General features: G+C 45.7%; 12 protein-coding genes. 8 read left to right on the forward strand and 4 right to left on the reverse strand.

Annotation, left to right across the window (positions count from 1 at the left end; genetic code table 11):
* Window positions 1–90 precede the first annotated feature (90 nt).
* From mazG to VNN20_13295, 3 genes are all read right to left on the reverse strand, one after another.
* A complete protein-coding gene (gene mazG, locus VNN20_13285) occupies window positions 91–861 on the reverse strand; it encodes a nucleoside triphosphate pyrophosphohydrolase (protein HWP93160.1) in 771 nt (256 codons plus the stop codon).
* Window positions 862–900: 39 nt separating this feature from the next.
* Entirely contained in the window at window positions 901–1,854 is a 954-nt protein-coding gene (locus VNN20_13290) for a metal-dependent hydrolase (GenBank protein HWP93161.1), read from the reverse strand.
* 159 nt (window positions 1,855–2,013) lie between these two features.
* Window positions 2,014–3,159 (reverse strand): Xaa-Pro peptidase family protein, encoded by a 1,146-nt coding sequence (locus tag VNN20_13295; protein ID HWP93162.1) that lies wholly within the window; start codon window positions 3,157–3,159, stop codon window positions 2,014–2,016.
* Between the two features lie 706 nt (window positions 3,160–3,865).
* On the opposite strand from VNN20_13295, the gene VNN20_13300 reads away from it, so the two are divergent.
* The 7 genes from VNN20_13300 to VNN20_13330 all read left to right on the forward strand — a co-directional run bounded on the left by VNN20_13300 (window position 3,866) and on the right by VNN20_13330 (window position 14,735).
* Window positions 3,866–4,255: a hypothetical protein gene (locus VNN20_13300; protein ID HWP93163.1), complete on the forward strand. Its 390-nt coding sequence runs from the start codon at window positions 3,866–3,868 to the stop codon at window positions 4,253–4,255.
* A 93-nt stretch (window positions 4,256–4,348) separates the two neighbouring features.
* Window positions 4,349–7,633, forward strand: coding sequence for an Ig-like domain-containing protein (locus VNN20_13305; protein ID HWP93164.1), 3,285 nt, complete (start codon window positions 4,349–4,351; stop codon window positions 7,631–7,633).
* Window positions 7,634–7,731: 98 nt separating this feature from the next.
* Window positions 7,732–10,065, forward strand: coding sequence for a hypothetical protein (locus VNN20_13310; protein HWP93165.1), 2,334 nt, complete (start codon window positions 7,732–7,734; stop codon window positions 10,063–10,065).
* 89 nt (window positions 10,066–10,154) lie between these two features.
* Window positions 10,155–12,275, forward strand: a complete 2,121-nt coding sequence (locus tag VNN20_13315) for a right-handed parallel beta-helix repeat-containing protein (GenBank protein HWP93166.1) — start codon at window positions 10,155–10,157, stop codon at window positions 12,273–12,275.
* A gap of 83 nt (window positions 12,276–12,358) precedes the next feature.
* A complete protein-coding gene (locus tag VNN20_13320) occupies window positions 12,359–12,562 on the forward strand; it encodes a hypothetical protein (protein HWP93167.1) in 204 nt (67 codons plus the stop codon).
* Between the two features lie 13 nt (window positions 12,563–12,575).
* The gene (locus VNN20_13325) at window positions 12,576–13,550 is read left to right on the forward strand and encodes a hypothetical protein (protein HWP93168.1); all 975 of its coding nucleotides are present in this window, start codon (window positions 12,576–12,578) and stop codon (window positions 13,548–13,550) included.
* Window positions 13,551–13,697: 147 nt separating this feature from the next.
* Window positions 13,698–14,735 carry a radical SAM protein gene (locus VNN20_13330; GenBank protein ID HWP93169.1) on the forward strand — a complete coding sequence of 346 codons (1,038 nt, stop codon included), beginning with the start codon at window positions 13,698–13,700 and terminating at the stop codon, window positions 14,733–14,735.
* Window positions 14,736–14,761: 26 nt separating this feature from the next.
* Here VNN20_13330 and VNN20_13335 read toward each other — a convergent pair whose 3' ends face one another.
* A complete protein-coding gene (locus VNN20_13335) occupies window positions 14,762–15,481 on the reverse strand; it encodes a carbonic anhydrase (protein HWP93170.1) in 720 nt (239 codons plus the stop codon).
* 683 nt (window positions 15,482–16,164) lie between these two features.
* Here VNN20_13335 and VNN20_13340 point away from each other — a divergent pair.
* Window positions 16,165–16,926 carry a hypothetical protein gene (locus VNN20_13340; protein HWP93171.1) on the forward strand — a complete coding sequence of 254 codons (762 nt, stop codon included), beginning with the start codon at window positions 16,165–16,167 and terminating at the stop codon, window positions 16,924–16,926.

Genomic DNA, 16,926 nt, shown 5'->3' on the forward strand with positions numbered 1-16,926 from the left:
GGTTTACGTGTTTACTCGTTAACACGATAACTCGCTAACTCGACAACTGAATGTTTATTCGTGCGAATTGTGTACATTAGTGGCTAATATCTAGTAATCTTTCTTCACTTCTTCCCAAAGCTCGTCCATTTCTTTTAGATTTAATTCCGACAAGTCTCTTCCCTTTTCTCGCGCCTTCTCTTCAACCTTGCTGAATCTTTCTATGAACTGGTCCACTGCCCTATGCGCAGTGCTCTCCGAATCCAGCTTTAGATGCCTGGCCAGGTTTACCAAAGAAAAAATCAAATCTCCCCATTCTTTCTCTATCGAATTTTTCAGGTCAGATTGGATTGCGCTCTCAAGCTCGGCTAACTCCTCTTTTACCTTTTCAATTACATCCTCCGGCTTTGCCCAATCAAAACCAACCTGGGAGGCTTTCTCCCCAACACGTTGTGCGCGAAGAAGGGCTGGCATAGAGCGGGGTATCTGAAGAAGCGTTCTCTTTCTCTCTTTTTCCTTCATCTTCTCCCCATGCCATCTCTTTACCGCCTCCTCCGCATCTTTAGCCTTTTCCTCGCCAAATACGTGGGGATGACGCCTGACCAGCTTGTAGTACAGTTGGTCTACTACATCATCAATGTTGAATTTTCCTTCCTCGCTGGATATCTGGGAGGCAAATATAATTTCGTAAAGAAGGTCTCCAAGCTCTTCCTTAAGCTCTTGGGTGTCGTCTGCTTCAATAGCCTGGATTACCTCATATGCCTCCTCAATAATAAAGGACTTAAGTGTGTTGAGCGTTTGTTCCCTATCCCAGGGACAGCCCTCCGGGCTTCTTAAGTACTTGGATAACTCCACTACATCTTGAAAACTCCTCTTCTTCATTTTCCTTTTCCTTTCATGAATAAAGTGAATATCATCAGTTTATAATCTCCCTCTTAGAGTCCTTCCGTTCAAAGAAATACTGACAATGGAATCGCTTCCGTCAAAGACTATTCTCAAGGGGAAGGGAATTTTATTGGGAATCACGCCGAACCTCAAATCATAAAACTCAACAACGTGCCTCCCACCTTCCTCTTTGTATTCAGCAACCGGATAGTCGGCAAACCAGAAATACAGTTTAGTCACCTCAAGATTCTTTGCCAATTCTACGAATTGATTATGGTTGGTCTTGGCTATACGCTCAAACCCCTCAGGATTTTTTCCAAACATGGAGAGATTCACTTTATAGAAGGCATCTTCAGTCTCTATGACTCCCATCCAGAAAAGCGGCGCCAGAGGCCGGGGATACACTGAGGACTTTACAACACTTAGAGATTTATCTTTGGCAAACTCATCTACTTTTCCCGAATTCAGCTCCCTGGAGTAAAAGCACAATATTAGATACAGGGCCAAATAAGCAAAAATGCCGAAAGAAAACCTATTTGCAAATTCTCTTTTCCTCCGGCACAGAATCAAGCCCAGAATGACCGGAAGGGTGATGAATGGATCAAGAATAAATACCAGATTCCAGCTATACCGCTTCATGCTCAACGGGTCAAAGATAACTGTTCCGTAAGAAGTTATGAGGTCAAAGAATATGTGAGAGTATATTCCCAGGGCGATCATCGCAACTATAAACCAATATTTTTTATAAGAGGAAAAACGATAAATTACTAATGCCAGAATAAAAGCGAATAGCGGAGCAGCAATCAACGAATGGGTTAATCCTCTATGATAGCGTAGGGAAAACTCAGGGCCCAGGAAGGTAGTCACTATATCTATGTCCGGGAATATGGCGCCTACGGTGAACGCAATCGTAGCCACCCGCCCTGCTTTCTGATAAAAGCCAGTCTTAGATGATAGCGTCCCAATTAGTCCGTGAGTGATGGTATCCACTTTATAACTATTTAGCCACTAATTAACACGAATTTACACGAATAAATATTCGGGTGTCGAGTTAACGTGTTATCGCGTTAACGAGTTAATACGTAAACCCGTTAACCAGGAAACAATTATAATCTTCATTTGTGTTCATCCGTGTCTACTCGTGGCAAATTAAACTCTAAACTTCTTAGGAAACCTCGTCAGATTGAGGCATCCTTTCCTTTTTACGAGTACGACATCCTCTATCCTGATTCCACCCAATCTTTCGTAGTAGAGGCCAGGCTCGACCGTTACCACGTTTCCTTCTTCAAGCACATCGTCTCCAGGCCCTATCCTCGGAGGCTCGTGGATTTCGAGCCCCAGTCCGTGACCGGTAGAGTGAATAAATCCCTCTCTTTTCCCGTTATTCGTTCCTGTCTCAAACCCACACTTTTTAAAAAACTCAACCACTGCCTCATGCACTTCCCTCGATTTCACCCCCGCTTTTATAAGGCTAATTGCCAGCTTTTGACCTTTGAGAACGGTTTGATACATCCTGTTGAGTTCTTTGCTCGGTTCGCCTTTAACCACGGTCCTGGTCATATCCCCGAAGTATCCGTTTTTCTGCGAACGGGGGAATATATCGATGACGATGGGCTTTCCGGCGAAAAGCGGTCCCTCGCCGGTATGGTGAGGCATCGAGGATTGAATGCCGGGGGCAACAATCGTATGTTCAGCACTAAATCCTAACCTGGAAAGCCCGGCGTTTATTTCTCCCTTTACCCTCTCCGAAGTCAGTACATTGCCGTTAAGAAAAAGTTTATCTTTCTTTATTTCGGAAGAGGCAATCATTCGGATAGCCAGCCCCATGGCCATGGCGGTTTTTTTAAGTGAGTCCTTTATGTAATTCACTTCTTCCGGTTTCTTCTTCAATCTCTCTTTGAAGAAGGGCTCTTCTTTCCGGTAATCGATCCTATAACCGAGTTTTCTCAACCCGTCTGCGTATTTTATGGGAAACCTTCCCGGGACGACCGCGCTTCTTGTTCTAAGCTCTTTAAACACCAGGGCCACGATGTCGGTGAGGCCTGCCTTTTTTTGCTTCTTCGGTGGAAGTATCTTTCTGTATTCGGATAGCGAGAGAACCAAATCTGCCCGTGCCTCCTTCTTTCCCCTATCCAACTCTAAGTCGCTCAGAATGAGTATCTTCTTCCCTTTATGCTCGATATAAATAGCCGGGTCGGGGATGAAAAACCTGGTCTTGTAATAAAGGTCGGCATTATTCTCGCTTGAATCTATTATCAGCAGGGTATCCTCTTTCATGGGAAAAACTATACCCAAGGGTTGGCTTTCCTACCAAGAAAATAAAATTAACGATAAGAAAAAATATCTTGACTTCATATTTTGACCTGATCTATAATCACCCTCATGGGCAGTGGTATAGGGGAGATGTTGGAAGGGAGAGGTTAGTTTATTAAAATCCTGAAATATTTATTTCTACTTCTTCAAAAATCCTAATTCTTTTCTACCAATAGCTTCCCGCTAACAGGAATTAAATATATATATATGCCATCAGTAGCTAAGCCCTACTGTTTAGCTAGGAAGGATGGGAATGTTAACCTCCACTCAGGGTTGGTCTATTAGGGGTATTTCCTTTCAATCTCTACAGGATCTTATAACCAAAAATAAAGGCCGAATAAGAATAAATAGTCTGCCTATCTCTCTATTAGCTTTAGAGAGAAAGCCAATACCTTCAACAAGAAATGATCTCAGGAAAAAGATCGGGTTGTTTCATTGGTTAATAATTTTATTGATTCTCTTCGTATTTGTAACTCCTACCCGCGGGGACTGGGGTATCCCCGATTCAGTCGGGGATCGAGAGGGAGGGGAGTCAGGGAACTACCTAATTGGAGAAGAAGCCGATAAAGAATCAAGAGAGCACTCAAAGAGTAAGTCCAATTTTGTCCTCACCATAAAAGACAACCTTGTATCTTTAGATGCAAAAGATGCTTCGTTAGTAGAGATTGTAGAAGAGATAGGAAGCAGGATGAAAATTGAAGTGATTTCCGATATCTCTGAAGAAAAGAAGGTTACTGTGAAGTTTGTCGAGCTTCCCCTAAAAGCCGCCATAGAGAGGCTAAGGGAGTTTGCGGATATTGCTTATATAACAGTTCCCAAAAATCCTCCCTCTAAGATCACTACCTCAGATCCCAAGGATTCGGAGGGGGAGGAAGGGAAGATTACAAAAATACTGGTGTTTCCTAAGGGCAAAGGAGTTGAAGTATCTGAGCCTGATGTCAGTACTAAGAAAGAAGAAGCCGTAGAAGAGGATGTTCCGCAAATGGAAGCTGAAGAGGAAAAGGTTGGCGAAGAAGAGGCTTCACAACCGGAGCCCTTTAAATTCGAGTTCGATCCCTCGGAGTTTGAGGAGGAGTAATAGCAATATTGAAGATTTATGAATAAGGATTAGGGGTTGAGAAAATAAAATATTCTAACGCACGTATTATGCAAAGCGAAGGAGGATGGGGTCATGAACGAAGTAAGAAATAAAACAAAGGGAGTAAGTAGAAGGATTACCATATTCCTCTTCGTAATTGCCAAAGCCGCCGCTTTATTCGTGGCTAGTTCTTCCTCAAGCTTTGCAATAGAATGCCCGGCGACCTGTCCCGGAACGGGGGTTGCGTGCACTTTTCCCCCATGCTGCTTTGTTTCTCCAGACGGAGTAGCCGAATGTGTAGAGTGCCTAAGTGACGATGACTGCTCTGAGGGTAACCAGTGCAACGTCGAAGCGCATACATGCACGCGACCGCCCACGTGCAGCAGTAATAGCGACTGCGTAGACCCAGTCCGCCCAATCTGTGATTCGGGCAATTGCGTGCCGTGCACAAAGGATGCCCAATGCAGCCCGTCAGTCTGCAATGAATCGTCAGGCCAATGCGTACAGTGTACAGCCGATGCCGAGTGCCCATCAGGCTTAGTTTGTAATGACACATCAAATACATGCGTACAGTGCGAGACTAAGGACAACTGCGCTCCTGACGAATTCTGTAACCCTGAAAAATTCACATGCGAAAAGCTACCACCTCCGGTGGATTTAACTATTGCCAACATAGAAATCACTCAAGCGATTCAGGACTTCGATAATGTTGTGCCCCTCGTTCAAGACAAGACCACCTATGTGCGTGTGTACCCCAAAGTGGATATAGCCGAAAGGCGTGTCGAGGCGCAGCTCCGTGGGTTTCGCGATGGTATGGAGATTTCCGAGCCCTTAAGGCCAGTTAACCGCTTTGTCACTGTTCATCCAACTGGCGCCAAGCGCGACACGTTGAACGACAGTTTCAACTTCTGGGTGCCTCCAGCCTGGCGCTCTGGCACCGTGACGTTTCAGGCTGAAATTAACCCTAGCGGGGCGATAATTCCTGTCCCTGAGACAAATACCAGCAACAATATTTTTAGGCGCACCCGAACGTTTATAGCAAAACCACCCGTCTGCATAACTATGATCCCAGTGCGTACCCATGGGTCGCTCTACACCGTGAATAGTCCCGGATTCTGGGGTATAATCAAGCGCTTCGAGAGCCTCTGGCCGGTACCCAAAGTCAACGTCTTTTACCAATCCACCCCGATCTCGAAGCTTGAGCCACCCTTTTTTAAATTTGTTCCCTATGAACTGCCCAAAAATAGTGCGAGGGTTCTTAATGCCTTGATTCAGCGTCGTTTCTTCAGCAGCGGAGTTGTGTGTCCATCGGGGTCCCCATTCCGCACTGTGGGAATGGTCAGTCCGGATACCATTACGGGAGGTGTTGCAGGTGCCGCCTACCATACACACACCGTAGCTTGGGTGCAGATGGAGCCGTTTGGGGTGTTGTTCAACACGCCTCCTGGTGGGGTGACCATGGCTCATGAACTAGCCCATAACTTCGGGGATAAAAACCGCTGGAGGCATGTTCCTTGTCCGCCACCGGGTCAACCGGGCGCACCAGACGACATCAACCCGGACTATCCATATCCTACAGACCAGATTGGACCTGACCGTCCCGATGCCTTCTGGGGATTCGACCCGATTAGCAAGGCGATTATTTCGCCGAAGCTTGGGAAAGACTTCATGTCCTACTGTCCCCAGGAGTGGGTTTCGGACTACAGTTGGGAAAACATATTCTTCGAAATCAATCTGCGCACCGTAGCTGCCCGATCTCACGAAACGGGGAATGCGCTGGTAGACCCCCATCAAAATGCCGAAATCCTGGTGGTGGGCGGAGTCATTGCTCCAGCCACGAATGTTGCGACCTTCGACTACGGCTACCGGCTATCCCAAGACATGGTCAGCGCGGAAACGTTGGAGGAAGTGCAGCCCGACCAGGATACAACCTCTGACCCTGAGACTACTTACGGACTGGAGTTGTTGGATACCAGTGGTGCTGTGCTCTCCTCACTACCTTTCGAACCCATAAAGGACACGGCGACTGAAAATGCTGAGCAAGGTTTCTTTCTGACTGTACCCTTCGATTCTAGGACGGCACGGGTGCGTATCACCCGGAACGGCAAAGAGCTGGGAGGGTTAACTGTCAGCGCGAATGCACCACAGGTTAGACTTCTGCAACCCATCGGTGGCGAGGTGATCACCGATCGCTTGACTATCCGTTGGGAGGCCAGCGATCAGGATAACGATCCATTGTTCTATACCGTCCAGTACAGCCCGGATTCAGGCGCAAGCTGGCAAACACTGGTCACTCAGACTCCGGAAACAACCTTGACCCTAGATGATACCCTTAGTCTACCGGGCAGCGATCAGGCCTTGATCCAAGTAATCGCCAGCGACGGCGTTAACACCGGCTCGGCCACTTCCGATTCTTTCACCGTCCAGTCCCATGCACCGGTGGTCCACATTGATACTCCAAGCAATCAGGCTATCTTCGCGTTTAACAGTCAAGTCATCTTCACAGGTGGCGCTAGGGACGCCGAGGACGGTCCACTTGGCGATGAATCGCTGAAATGGCTCTTGAATGGTCAGGTGCTAGGTATCGGTGAGGAAATTGCCTTGGACGAATTGGCGCCGGGTGATTATGACATCATGCTAGAAGCAGAGGACAGTGATAATAACAAAGCTGTCGCCAGCGTGACAATTACTATCGTGGATGGCATGCCCGTCGCCAGTAACGACAGCTATAGCACCCCTGAGAATACTCCACTGACGGTGGACGCGCCGGGCGTTCTGGGCAACGACATTGATGCGGAAGGCGACCCGCTAAGTGCGATACTGGTCAGCGATGTGAGCAAAGGTACGCTAACGCTCAACGCCGACGGCTCCTTCACCTATACACCTAGTGCTGACTTCAACGGTACAGATAGCTTCACATACAAAGCGAATGATAGCACGGCCGACTCCAACGTCGTTACCGTCAGCCTAACGATTGGAATCGTTTCCATCGTGTGTCCAGATTGTATACCACAGATTGTTAACGACCTTGTTACATTTAATCCTATTAAATCAACTTTTAGGACCACCTCTGATACCTCTGGTTGTCCATCCGGGTTTGTTGGGAAATTTAGCTTTGAGTCAAGACTTACAAACATAAGCGATAGCTCACTTTCTGACCTTACAGTTCAGGTTGCAGAATTGACGAATGAAAACCTGTTACAGAATGCCAATGGAGGGCCGGATGGAGTAGGAGCGATATTGACAGTTCCAAGTGTAAGTGCTTATTCAGATGGGATACTTAGCCCGGAAGAATCTGTAGATGTTCCTTTTGTAATATGTTTAAAGAATAAAAACCCATTCAGGTTCTTTGTGGATGTGTTGGGGATAGTGCAGTAGAGAGGAAGTAATGTGGATTGAATGTAGATTGAACATTAATAGTTTTTATTCAAAAAATGTTCTAACGCGTATAGCGTGTAGAGTCAAGGAGGGTGGGTATGGAGGGAGTAGAGAGTAAGATAACGGAAGTAAGTAGGAAAGGGAGAACAGAGAAAGAGCGCATATCTACAGTGCTGAGGACATATATCGCCCGACGGACGCTGTGGTTCAGCTTACTGCTGGCAACGGCAATTCTGCTTGTGGCAGGTATCGCACCAGTTGGGCACGGACAGGCAGGCGGTCAAGTAGAAAGTTATGTGTTTGCCGAGGTTGAGAACCGGCAAATGCCTCTATCTGGAGTCACGGTCTTCGTTGAGGATGTGTTTACCTCGACTCCGTCCAAGAAAGTCAAGACCGACCTCAATGGACGGTTCATAGTGCCTGAGCAACCAGCAGGGACCTACCAACTCTGCTGGGAGGCACCTGGTTTTGTAGAAGACTGCAGCCCAGACCTAATCGATATCGATAACAGTAGAGTGTTTTTATCGCCCATTGAAATTAATCCTGAGGGCGGTGTAGTCTCGGGGCATGTCACCATGGCTGATGGGACCCCGTGCCATTACTTTGATCCTTTCTTTGAGATAGACGTTTCCGCGTCTGTAGCGCTCGTAGACGGCATGGGCATGGAGGTTGCTGGCCCTGTTCTTGCTAATGCGTCCGGTGATTATTTGCTGACCAGCGTTCCTTCAGGAACCTTTAGGCTTAGAGCCACCTGCGAAGCCTCCATGACCGAAGAAACGCTTACGACGAGTGAGTCTGCGATTATTGTTAAGGATTTGACCTTCGAGAATCAGAAGCCTATTGTTTCAAATGTTGTTACGACTCTAAATGGTCAGACAGTCCAAGGGGTTCCGAGGAATACGACGGTCGAGGTCACCGTAAGTGCTACGGACGCTGACGGCGACTCGCTTCATTACAAGTGGGCTACGCCAGTGCCCGGCTTGACTTCCGTAGATTCACCCACTATTCAGTGGACCCTGCCCAGGAGCCGCGGATTACACACGCTTTACGTTCTGGTTTCGGACGGCAGAGGAGGATACCAGATGGGCCGTGCGGAAGTCTCGACAGACGGAGGTGTCGTCTTCTCTAGTACAGGGCAGTCCCGCACGGCATTGGCACTGAGTACCACATCTGCTTCGTCATCTCCGCCCTCCTCCGACAATTGTTGTACTGAGCAAAACCATTTCCTGACCTTCAACGGCATAGACTTCAGGAGTAGCGCATGCGCATATTACGAAGCGATCGGGGCAATCACTAAAGGTGATAAAAAATGCGATCCGAATTCTATCTCACAACCTAAGGGTATAACTTTTAATGAATGGAAAAGCAGGAGTGGCCTCGCCGTCAACCCTGATTTCAACCGAAACGGCAACCTGTTCGATGATGATAACTTCACAGGGGAGGCGAGTGCTCTTTATTTAAACGCGGTAGACCTAAATTTAGGCAGGTCTATGCACGGAAAAAGTGGTGGTGGCAAGGTAGCCTATTACGTCTGTAACTATCCAACGTTAAAAGATGCCAGGCGCAACAGAAACCGCATAGCCTGCGTTGCCATGGATCGTTCTGTGGTCCAGGGTGTTAATGGGGATAACCCCTTCACTAGGTTTTACATATTTGGTCCCGGAGGAGATCTGCGTCTATCCGTCGACCTTGACGTTAGAGGCGAAAAGTTCATGCCGGGTGTTTGTACGGTCTGTCACGGGGCAAATGATGATCACGCACGTAAGAGATTTGCCAGTACAACAGAGGCCGGTAACCCAGACTTAGGCGGTCGCTTCCTGCCGTTCGATCTCGATAACTTCAGGTATTTGGTTAGTAGCCCGTCATTTAGCAGGGGAGCCCAGGAGGACAAATTCAGGCGGCTGAACCAAATGATTAAAGATACCAACATTGCACCGGTCGTCCGGCAACTTATAGACGGCGATATAAACGATCCCAACGACGGCTGGTATCCTGGCGGGACGGGCAAGCAACAAAGTGACTTTGTGCCACCGGGGTGGGGGGACGATCCCAACACGCAATTAGACGAGAAGGAACTGTATCTGAACGTGGTAAAACCTTCGTGCCGAACCTGCCATGTCGTTATGCGCCCGCGGTTCAACTTTAACCGATTCGAAAACCTCGACATGAATGATCCCAACACTCCCCCGGACGACACAAGAGGAAGCTTTAAGGATCAGAATACTATTAATGACAAAGTCAATGCGACCTTAATACGAGGTCATGTGTGTAGTGCTTATGACATGCCGAACTCCCTGGTTACGTTCGACCGGTTCTGGCTGAGTAGGGACACGCAGCCCGAAATCCTCGCGCCGAAGGTTCTCGAGGAGTTCCTACAGGGTGCATTGAATAATTCGAATATTAAGTGTCCAGACCCTCGGACGGTGCCGTAGGATGAGCCCGCTATCCGTGTCCTCAAAAAAAGCGGTGCGGCTGAGCTTGGGCACCAGGTTGTAATTCATTAGTTTTTCAAATGTAGTATATGGAACAGGAGGATGAAGTTATGGGAGCTTGCAAAAATGAAATTGTAAAGTTTTTCTTAGGTTTATTTTTGATTTTTTTTGGATTCGGCGGGCTCACCACAGGTTTTCTCTTGTCATCAAGTAGTTTTGCTGCCGTTTTTAATGTTATCACCGATGCCGATCTACACGATGCCCTTCTTAAAGCACGGAATAACGGTGAAGCAGATACCATAGTTATAAGGGCAGGAGATAGGTTGAACAAGACCCCTTTTAGATACACCGCAGCATCAGGAGAAAATTTCGCTCTCACAATAATGGGAGAAGGTGTAGGACAAACCCTTGATGGAGAGAGAGCTAGAAAGGTGTTATTGATCGATACCTTTAGTAATCTTGAAGACGATTCTAATGCCCACATAACCATAAAAAATCTGAGTATAACGAATGGCAGGAGTACTGATGGATTTGGTGGCGGTCTTTTTGTCTGCACCGGTTCTGCAAATGTTACTATTGAGAACTCTACTTTCTTTAATAACTCTGCTACTTTTCCAGGAAGCGCCTTTGGAGGGGGAGCCGAGATTGATACTCTTTCAGGGGATGTAACACTAACAAAAAACAGATTTTCAAGTAACTCTGTGATGTCTTCTTCAGAAAGCGCTTTTGGAGGTGGGATCGATATTCTCACTGAGTCAGGAGATGTAATATTAAAAGATAACACATTTACCGACAACTTTTCTGCTTCGTCTAACTCTTCCTTTGAATTCTTTACTTCCGGAGGCGGGGCTAATGTTTTTACTAGTCATGGAACTATAACACTAACAAATAACATATTTACAAGGAACCGTGCTACTTCTTCTTTAGGAAGCACTTCTGGAGGCGGAGCTTCTGTTAGGACTGATGAAGGAACTATAACACTAACAGTTAACATATTTACTAACAACTCTATTAATTCCTCTAAAGGATTCACTCAAGACGCTCAAGGAGGTGGAACCGATGTTTTCACAAATTCGGGGAATGTAACACTAACGAGTAATATATTTGTCAGTAACTCCGTTCGTTCTTCTGATTCTTCTACTCCAGACGTTTTTGGAGGTGGGGCTGTGATTGGTGCTGGTTCAGGAACTATAAAACTAGCAGGAAACACATTTGGCATTAATACTGTTGATTCTTCTAATTCTTCTTCAGTAAACGCCTTTGCAGGCGGGGCTGAGGTTTTCACCGATTCGGGAGGTATAACACTAACAAATAATATATTTCACAATAACTCTGCTACCTCTTCATTTATTGCTTTTGGAGGTGGAGCCGATGTCTCCACTGGTTCAGGAACTATAACATTAACAAATAACACTTTGACATTGAATTCTGCTACAGATGGAGGAGGTTTGAATGCAGGTGCCTTTAAGGATACCTCCACTATCAATATCTTTAACAACATCATCAGGGGTAACATAGCCAGAAATGACATCTTTCTAGATGAGGATGGAGACGGGAATGGTACTGCCTCGCCTGTAAATCTCTTTAATAATGATTTCTTTGCTTGCTTTAGCAGCTTTGCTGATGCAACACCATGCACAAACTTTCCACACATAAATAACGGGAATAATATAATGGCAGACCCTCTATTTGTAGATGCTGCAAATGGAGACATCCACCTTAAGTCAGGCTCCCTTGCCATAAACAGAGGAGACCCCCTTGCACCAGCTCTTCCTGACACAGACATTGATGGAAACCCCAGGATTATTGGACCTGCCCCAGACATGGGAGCCGATGAGTTTGTTCTTCCAGAGCTAGTGATTGTTAACAACCTTGTTACATTTGAACCTATCAAATCAACATTCAAAACCACTTCTGATACCACTGATTGTCCACCTGGGTTCGTCGGGAAGTTTATGTTTGATGCAATGCTTACAAACACAAGCAGTGAACGACTCTCTGACCTTATGCTTGTCGAGGTCAAAATATTAACAAATGATAACCTACTACTGAATGCCGATGGAGGGCCTGGGGGAGTGGGAACAACATTAACAATTTTTTCAAGTGGAGTGTTTAGCCCTGGGGAATCTGTAAGAGTTCCATTCATTATATGCTTAAAAAACAAAAAGAGATTCGGTTTTTTTGTAGATGTATTGGGGATAGTGCAGTAAATGCAGGATACAAGATACAGGATGCAAGATAGTGCATTCATCATGTATCATGTATCAGGAATCATTTGATTAAGGAGGTAAAAATGTCAGAGAAAGTAGACGAAGAAAAGGAGCAGGAGGAGAAGTTAGATATTTCTCAAAACAAGAAGCCATTTGCAGAGCCGAAATTAACGTTCATCGAGCCGAAGCTTACAAAGCATGGGAATGTTACTAAGACCACTACTGGACCTGGTTTCTTTGGCGGGTTTACTCCCCCTCCGGAAGATCAAGAACCTCCTGTAGGATGAAAAATTAACATAAATGTCAATCATAGAGTTTTATTCCATCGTTGATTTAAATGTTCAGATCGAATATGAGAATCAGCAGCTTGCTGAGGAGATAACCAGGGCATTTCATGATTACTTCTTCACGACAAAAAACGCTTCAGTTCTCGACTCCTACAATCTAACCTTGAGGTTTAAAAACAATGATTTTTATATTAAAGCACCCGAAGCGGCTCAGGAAATTTATGCCTCCTCTTGCCTACGTGTTTTTAAGGACGAGAATTTCTATTACTTAATAAGTGGGGATTCTCTATTCCAACTCGATCTTGGAACTAGCCTAGGAATCGGGTTACTAGATTCTGCTTTCTGGGAAAGACACCCAAGATCCAAACAGGACTTTCTTATGCTTTCCCTGCTCTGGCTCCTTCGCCAACACGGCGTATATGCGCTACATGCAAACGGTGTAGTGAAGAACGATGTCGGGATTCTTATCGTCGGAGACACTGGAAAGGGTAAGTCAACGACAGCGCTCAGCCTAATAAGGCAGGGCTGGGGGTATCTATCGGATGATGTCACCCTCATCAGACACACATTAGATGGTATCGAAGCTATAGCATTTTTAAAAGGGTTTTCATTTGATTCGAGTCTGGTCAATTGCTATCCGGAACTTAATAAACCTTCATCTTTTAATGAACAGAAGAGATTTTTGGATATTAAGCAGATATACCCCGGAAGATTTCGACATAGTTGTTTTCCAAAAGCACTGATATTTCCAGAGATAGTATCTAATGACAAGAGTGAATTAATTCCGATTGATAGGACGAAGGCTCTGGTCCTTTTAGCTGAAAACAGCGGAGGGATAATGGTAGATAAGGAGATAGTAATTAAACAAATGGAGGTTCTTAAAAGACTTGCATATCAGACTTCGAGTTATAAACTCCTCGCAGGGCGTGATTTGTATGAGGAGTCGGAGAGGATTTCTGAAATTCTTTTAGATTTAGCCACAAATTGACACAAATGAGCACGAATGGAAATAAATAGGATGCAAGATACAAGATGCATGATGCAGGATAAAAAGATCCATCATGTATCATGAATCGTGAGTTGTGCATAATTTATACTGTAAATCCGTGTTTATTCGTGGCTACCTAGTAATAAAATGGCAAGGATAGTAATAGAGCTTACAAATCGTTGTAACTTAAGCTGCACGCACTGCTTTGATGGAAGGCACAGCGCCGACGGTGACCTGAAGATAGAGATTATTGAAAAGATCCTCCTGAATGCTAAGGCTTACGGCTTTGATCATCTCTCATTCACCGGCGGAGACCCGACAGTACATCCCAGATTTATAGAAATTCTTAAGATGGTATATGAAGCCGGATACAAATTCAGCTTTGTCACTAACGGTCAGAACTTCACGAAGATTTATAAAAATATACTCCCCTATCGTAATAAACTTGCAGGGATTACGTTTAGTCTTGATGGCGCCAAAGAAGATACACATGATAGGCTTCGTGGAAGAGGTTCATATCGCCGTGTAATGAAAGCTATAAGTATTTGTGTGGTGAAGAATATTCCATTCACCTTTAACATGGTAATTACATCCCACAACCGTGGTGAGGTAGAAGAGATGGCAGAGCTTGCTACAAAGCTAGGAAGCAGGGGTCTGAGGTTCAGCCATCTTCTGCCTACTCCTTTAACCACAGTTCAAAATCTCGGTCTCTCTCCCGAGGAGCAAAGGGAGGTAGAATCTACAATTTGGCAACTCCAGAAAAACTCTCCCATGCCAATTGTTATGGCGCCTGGGTACTATACTACTGATCTCTTTCCTTGTGCGCCCCTGCAGATGCAGGAATTTAACATAGACTGGCGGGGTAATGTCACAAAATGCTGTCATCTGTCCAGCCATGGTGGTGACGTGGGAAATGAAGATATTATAGGCAGTTTAGCCGAAATGAGTTTCTCTGAGGCTTATGAACGTTTAGTTGAGGCTAACAGGAAGTTCCACAAGGAGAAGCTAGAGCGTCACGGTGGTGGTGATTTTAAGGACTTAGATTATTTCCCATGCTGGTACTGCGAGAATTATTTCAAGAAAGTAGATTGGCTTCGGAAGTTTCCTAAAAGCCCCTGGTCTGGAGAGGTTTGGAATAATTTAAAGCAAACTTTGCCGCGAATGGACACAGATAAACACGAATAAGATTTGTGTAAATTCGTGTTGACTTGTCATGCAAGAAAATTCACTATTCCATTATCCAATCCATAAGTTGCTCCTACAACCTTCAGCTTGCCCTCTTTTATGCGCTTAGCTAAAATAGGTTCGGAGTTTTTCAGTTGCCCCACCACCATCTCCACATTCGCTTTGATTGAATTATTCAAAATATCCCCGGGTAAATGTTTAACGCTTTCGACCGCCGGCTTTATTCTATCGGCAATGGCCTCGATTTGCCCGGGCAGTTGGCCCCCTTTTTCTACGATTTCAACTGTCGCTTTTACCGCCCCGCATCTTTGATGACCTAGCACCACGATAAGCGGGACGCCCAATTCTGCAACAGCGTACTCTATGCTGCCCTGAACCGCGCTGTCCACGATATTACCGGCCACGCGCACCACAAATAGGTCACCCAACCCCTGGTCAAAAATAACCTCGGGCGGCACGCGCGAGTCCGAGCACCCCAGAACCACGGCGATGGGTTTCTGCCCTGAAGCTACTTCAATCCGCCGCTCTTCCGTCTGATGGGGATGGCCAGGTCTTCCAGACGCGTAAAGTTTATTCCCCTCGATCAATCTTTGGAGAGCTTCATCGCCGTTGATAGTAGGATTATTTTGGCTGGCTTTAGCAACAAACGCTAGAGTATGCATCAAATCAATGTATGCTACTCCTATAGCAGTTAGTCCAGATAACTTTAACAACTCTAGGCGTGTGAATTTTGAATTAAATGGCATATCGTTACCTCCACTGTTAATTACGATTAAACACAGTTTAGCCATTTTATCATAAACTTAATCCTTTTGTTCCAGAAGATTTCTTTTATTCCTCAACTGTGAGCATTGCGGTTCCTTGACTTCTTTCCATGTCATTGCGAGCGACAGCGAAGCAATCTTGCCTTTTCAAGGGATTGCTTCGTCGTTTCACTCCTCGCAATGACACCCAAAAGCACTCCTACTCTCAACTCCCACTACTCGCAATGTCCTGCCCTCCTCGTAATTGCCGCCGTCTTTTGGTGGCGTGGCAACCTCTTATTTTGGTCACGTTTGCTATATAGAGCACGGAAGAATTCATCTCTCCTAACTTTAATAACCACTGAAGGCGTTTGATTTAAGGTGTATCCTCTACTAACAAATTTTGGTACTTAGTTTTTATCTCCTAACCAGTTTTGGGATGAGCCATATTCAAGTTATCATCTGTCCCAAGAAAACTCAAATGATTTAGATAGGTTAGCATGATAAATTATCACGGCATAATTCTTGCAAAATGTTGGCACATGTTGTTCAGTTTAAGATCGACAATTATGGCAGAAACGGGCAGCTCTAGTGAATTTAACGGATACAAATACGGGCTAAAGAGGGGAGCCGCCATATACGGTATAACGGACGTTTGAAAATAGGGAACGCACGAAAATCACTCAATGATCAGACTGAACACCTGCTTATTGGCGATGACAATCATGTTCATTACATTCAACGGTCGAGCGGAAGAAAATCCGGATAGCCAGACAGAAAATTGGGCGTTAGCCTATGGCGGAGAGTTAGACTTCAACTCGCGCTATGTTTGGCGGGGAATTGCCCTGAGTGATGGACCGGTCATGCAGCCATCCGTCTGGGTATCGGCTTATGACCTTACATTAGAGGCATGGGGCAACTTCGTCCTCAACGACGAGCCCAACCAGGGTGAGTTTAACGAGATAAATTTGATTCTATATTACAGCCGGGAGTGGCAGGATATCACCATAGAACCGTCAGTCATAGTTTACCTCTACCCTAACCAGGAAGACGCCCCGGCCACGGCAGAAGCGTCGCTTACGTTTTCTTATCCCATCGGGTCTATTAACGTTTTCACCGACCAGATTTTTGATTTCGTTGAGTATGGAGGCTCTTACTTTGGCGACGCCGGGTTATCTTACCAGCACGAATTCAAGCCGGAACTATTATTAGACTTTTCCGCCAGCCTGGGATGGGCCTCGGCGGAGTTTAATAAGGTGAACATAGGGTTATCCAAAAACGCCTTAAACGTTTTGGGGGGCGGGTTATCCCTTACCTATTATCCGAAGGAATTCCTCTATATTCGGCCTCACGCTGAGATTAGTGCTATTCTTGACGGCGACTTACGTGACGAGCTGGACGACCCAACGATTTTAAATGTCGGTCTGGCTATAGGAATGGAGTTTTAG

The sequence above is a fragment of the Thermodesulfobacteriota bacterium genome (genome assembly GCA_035559815.1).
GTDB lineage: Bacteria > Desulfobacterota_D > UBA1144 > Nemesobacterales > CSP1-2 > DATMAT01.

Excerpts from the sequence above, each read along its gene's own strand:
- VNN20_13330 (HWP93169.1), top strand. The coding sequence starts at position 13,698 with ATGGCAAGGATAGTAATAGAGCTTACAAATCGTTGTAACTTAAGCTGC.
- VNN20_13300 (HWP93163.1), top strand. The coding sequence starts at position 3,866 with ATGAAAATTGAAGTGATTTCCGATATCTCTGAAGAAAAGAAGGTTACT.
- VNN20_13305 (HWP93164.1), top strand. The coding sequence starts at position 4,349 with ATGAACGAAGTAAGAAATAAAACAAAGGGAGTAAGTAGAAGGATTACC.
- VNN20_13310 (HWP93165.1), top strand. The coding sequence starts at position 7,732 with ATGGAGGGAGTAGAGAGTAAGATAACGGAAGTAAGTAGGAAAGGGAGA.
- VNN20_13340 (HWP93171.1), top strand. The coding sequence starts at position 16,165 with ATGATCAGACTGAACACCTGCTTATTGGCGATGACAATCATGTTCATT.
- mazG (HWP93160.1), bottom strand. The coding sequence starts at position 861 with ATGAAGAAGAGGAGTTTTCAAGATGTAGTGGAGTTATCCAAGTACTTA.
- VNN20_13320 (HWP93167.1), top strand. The coding sequence starts at position 12,359 with ATGTCAGAGAAAGTAGACGAAGAAAAGGAGCAGGAGGAGAAGTTAGAT.
- VNN20_13315 (HWP93166.1), top strand. The coding sequence starts at position 10,155 with ATGGAACAGGAGGATGAAGTTATGGGAGCTTGCAAAAATGAAATTGTA.
- VNN20_13335 (HWP93170.1), bottom strand. The coding sequence starts at position 15,481 with ATGCCATTTAATTCAAAATTCACACGCCTAGAGTTGTTAAAGTTATCT.
- VNN20_13325 (HWP93168.1), top strand. The coding sequence starts at position 12,576 with ATGTCAATCATAGAGTTTTATTCCATCGTTGATTTAAATGTTCAGATC.